This window comes from Ideonella sp. P3_A4, from assembly GCF_056403075.1.
Genome location: NZ_JBFUGE010000610.1, coordinates 1 through 3509, shown reverse-complemented (window position 1 = coordinate 3509; position 3509 = coordinate 1). Strand labels below are relative to the sequence as shown.

The 3509-nt window shown below is 68.3% G+C and carries 4 protein-coding genes and 1 pseudogene; 1 reads left to right on the top strand and 4 read right to left on the bottom strand.

The window, feature by feature from the left end; translation table 11 throughout:
* Positions 1–606 (top strand): annotated as a pseudogene (locus AC1DYI_RS29860) (serine hydrolase domain-containing protein); the annotation flags it as partial.
* A 13-nt stretch (positions 607–619) separates the two neighbouring features.
* Here the strand turns inward: AC1DYI_RS29860 and AC1DYI_RS29855 are convergent.
* From AC1DYI_RS29855 to AC1DYI_RS29840, 4 genes are all read right to left on the bottom strand, one after another.
* Positions 620–1759 (bottom strand): S1C family serine protease, encoded by a 1140-nt coding sequence (locus AC1DYI_RS29855; protein ID WP_477207747.1) that lies wholly within the window; start codon positions 1757–1759, stop codon positions 620–622.
* Positions 1760–1853: 94 nt separating this feature from the next.
* Positions 1854–2273, bottom strand: a complete 420-nt coding sequence (locus AC1DYI_RS29850; protein WP_477207746.1) for an Hsp20/alpha crystallin family protein — start codon at positions 2271–2273, stop codon at positions 1854–1856.
* A gap of 33 nt (positions 2274–2306) precedes the next feature.
* Positions 2307–2774 carry an Hsp20/alpha crystallin family protein gene (locus AC1DYI_RS29845; protein WP_477207745.1) on the bottom strand — a complete coding sequence of 156 codons (468 nt, stop codon included), beginning with the start codon at positions 2772–2774 and terminating at the stop codon, positions 2307–2309.
* A gap of 159 nt (positions 2775–2933) precedes the next feature.
* A partial coding sequence (locus AC1DYI_RS29840) for a PhoX family protein (RefSeq protein WP_477207744.1) occupies positions 2934–3509 on the bottom strand: 576 nt, incomplete at its 5' end.

Below are 3509 nucleotides of genomic sequence, written 5' to 3'. Positions count from 1 at the left end.
CCCGAGAGCCGGCGCGAGATGGTGCGCCGCCAATGGAAAGACGCCTACGGCACGATCGAGCGCTGGTATGGCCTGGGCACGATCTCGGGCAAGCTCGGCGAGTGGGAATGGTTCGGCCACTCCGGCGGCTTCCAGGGCACGATCACGCGCACCTGCTGCGTGCCCGAGCAAGACCTGACGGTGTCGGTGCTGACCAATGCCGCCGACGGCCTGTCGCACGTCTGGCTCGACGGCGCGCTGCACATCCTGCAGGCGTTTGCCAAGCACGGCGCGCCCAGCGCCCGCACCGCCCCCTGGGCCGGCCGCTACTGGAGCCTGTGGGGCGCGTTCGACTTCGTGCCGGTCGATGGCAAGGTGCTGGTGGCCAACCCCAACCTGCCGAACCCGATGCAGGATGCCTCGCAGATCGTGCCCGACGCGCGCCGGCGCAATGGCACAGACAGCGGCAGCATCACGCTGGCCGGCGGCTTTGCCAACCATGGTGAAACCGCGCGCATCGAGCGCGACGCACGCGGCCGCCTGACCGAGGCTTGGCTCGGCGGCACGCGGTTGGTCAGCGAAGCCAAGGCGGCCAAGGAACTGGCGGCCCGCTACGCGCCCGACTGACGCGACAACAGCCTCAGTCGCTCGCCTCACCCAGCGTCACCGCCAGCTTGCGCGTCTGGCCGCCGCGCCACAGCGTCAGCGTCACCTTGTCGCCGGGACGGAAACGCTCCACCGCGTTGAGCAGATCGTCGAGGTCGGACACGGCCTCATCGTTGACCGCGGTGATCACGTCGCCCTGCACCACGCGGCCATCGCGGCCGCGGCGGAAGGGCTCGAGGCCGGCGCGCTGCGCGGGCCCGCCGTTGGTCACGCCGACCAGCGCCACGCCAGTGGGCAGCTCCAGCGAACGTGTCAACGCCGGCGGCCCGCCGCTGATGCCCAGCGCCGGCCGAACCATGCGCCCATCGCGAATCAGGCGCGGCACGATGCGATTGACCTCGTCAACAGGGATCGCGAAGCCGATGCCCGAGCTGGCGCCTGACGGGCTGTAGATCGCCGTGGTGACGCCGACCAGCCGACCGGCCGAATCGAGCAGCGGCCCGCCGGAGTTGCCGGGGTTGATGGCGGCGTCGGTCTGGATCACGCCGCGGATCATCCGCCGCGTCGCCGACTCGATCTCGCGCCCGAGCGCGCTGACGATGCCGGTGGTCAGCGTCTGGTCCAGCCCGAAGGGGTTGCCGATCGCGAACACGCGCTGGCCGACCTGCAGGTCTTTGCTGCTGCCGATAGGCAGCGCCGGCAACTTGGCCTTGGGTGCATCGATGCGCAACACGGCCAAGTCTCGGTCAGGGAAGGCGCCGACCAATTCGGCGCGGTAGCTCGTCTGGTCGGCCAACGTCACCCGCGCGGCGCTGGCGCCCTGGATGACATGGAAGTTGGTGACGATGTGGCCGCGCTCGTCCCAGACGAAGCCGGTGCCCGTGCCGCGCGGCACTTGCTGCACGTTGAGCGAAAAGAGATCGCGCTCGACGGTGAGCGCGGTGATGTTGACGACCGCGGGCGAAGCGGCCTTGAACACCGCGATGTTGTTCTGCTCGTCGCCCGAGAGCGGACCCCGCGCGGCGACGTTACGCGGTGCAGCATCAGTGCGGCCCCACGCAGGCGAGAGACTGACCACACCGGTACCGGCGGTCAACACGACAAACGACGCCGCCGCCAAAAGGCGGCGGCGTCGGTGGGCTTGCGGCGGAGTCTCCGCCACGGCTTGCTTCATGCCGTTCTCCTTGTGCACGTCGTCGTGCGCGACAGGCCCGCCGCCCGAGCGCGCAACGCGCACTCGGGGCAGCGAAACCATGCCCGTTGGATCGTCAACCGACCTGAACGTTCACTCGACGCGGCTGGGCATGCGCCTGCTTCGGGATGCGCAGGTTCAGCACGCCGTCCTTCAGGTTGGCCTCGATGTGGCCGGCGTCCAGCTCGCGGCTGAGCGTGAAGGCACGGCGGTAACGCGGCACACGCAGTTCCACATAAGCCGGCTGCAAGCCCGCCGGCGTGGTGGTGGCCACCGCACCCTCGATCGTCAGCGTGTCGCCGTCGACCTTGATGTCGAGCTGGTCGCGCGGCACACCCGGCAGATCGGCCAGCAGCGTGATGCCGCGCTCGTCTTCGAACACGTCCACGCGCGGCTGCAGGGCCCGGGTGTCGGCATTGCTGCGCTCGGCCGATGCGGGGGTCGTCGGCGAAGTCGGCGTGGTCTTTTGCAATTCGGTGTGTGAAGTGGTGGTCATGGTCAATGCTCCTTGTCAGCGGCTTTCAGCGGGTCACTGCACGGTGATGCGCTTGGGCTGCGCTTCTTCACGGCGCGAAATGCTCACGTTGAGCACGCCGTCGCGGTAGGTGGCATGCACACGGCTGGCGTCGATATCGTCCGGCAGGCTGATCGCCCGCTTGAACGCGCCGCTGGCCCGCTCGCGGTTGTAGACGCTGGTCTTGGCATCGCCCTTCGCGTCGGCATTTGGCAGCGCCGAGGCTCGCTCGCCAGAGATCGTCAGCACGCCGCGGTCGATGACCACGTCGATCTTGGCCGGGTCGATACCCGGGGCAAAGGCATAGACCTCGACGCTGTTGGGCGTCTGGCCCACGTTGATCGCCGGGAAAGCACCGGGCGCTGCCGAGCGGATGCTGCTGGGCGCACCACTGCTGCCGCCAAACACATCGTCCAATTCACGGCGCAGGCGTTCGAATTCGCCGAGCACGCCGCCGGGGAAGCTCCAAAGGGTTTCGTACATGATGGCTTGCTCCTTTCGGGGTGAAACGCGGTGCCGGAAGAGGTTCGTCAGCGCCGCATGCCTACCGAATTAAGGGCAGCTTTTTGGACTTCAAGAGTCTTTTTTCAACGGGTTGCGCGACGCCGAAACGTGTTACGCCGCGCAACCCGCGATCGGGCTTCAGGTGCCGATCACCCCGCCGTCGTTCTTGGTGATCACCAGAGTGGCCGAGCGCGGCCGGCCGCCGTCGGGCCACTTGGAGTAGCGGCTGGGCGCGTCCGGGTCGCCGCGCTCGGAGGGCGATTCGCCCGGGTGCTGGATGTTGACGAACAGCGTGCGCAAATCGCTCGCCATCGCGATGCCAGTCACTTCGCAGCCGGTCGGGCCGACGAGGAAGCGGCGCATGTCGCCCTTGGTCGGGTCGCAGGCCAGCATCTGGTTGTTCGGCAGGTTCACGTAGTCGCCCTTGCCCATCGTCGACGACGACACATCGGTCAGCACCCACAGCACGCCGCGCGGGTCGACCCACAGGCCGTCCGGGCTGCCAAAGATGTCACCGTGGATGTTGCCCTTGGCGCCTTCGCGCGACAGGCTCGGGTCGCCGGCGAGCACTAGGTGGTCCCAGCTGAACTTGGTGCCGTCCAGGTCGCCCTGCTCTTGCCAGCGGATGATCTGGCCCATGGTGTTGTTGGCGCGCGGGTTGGCAGCGTCCATGTAGGGCTTGCCGGGCTGTCCGCGGTCGGTGTTGTTGGTCAG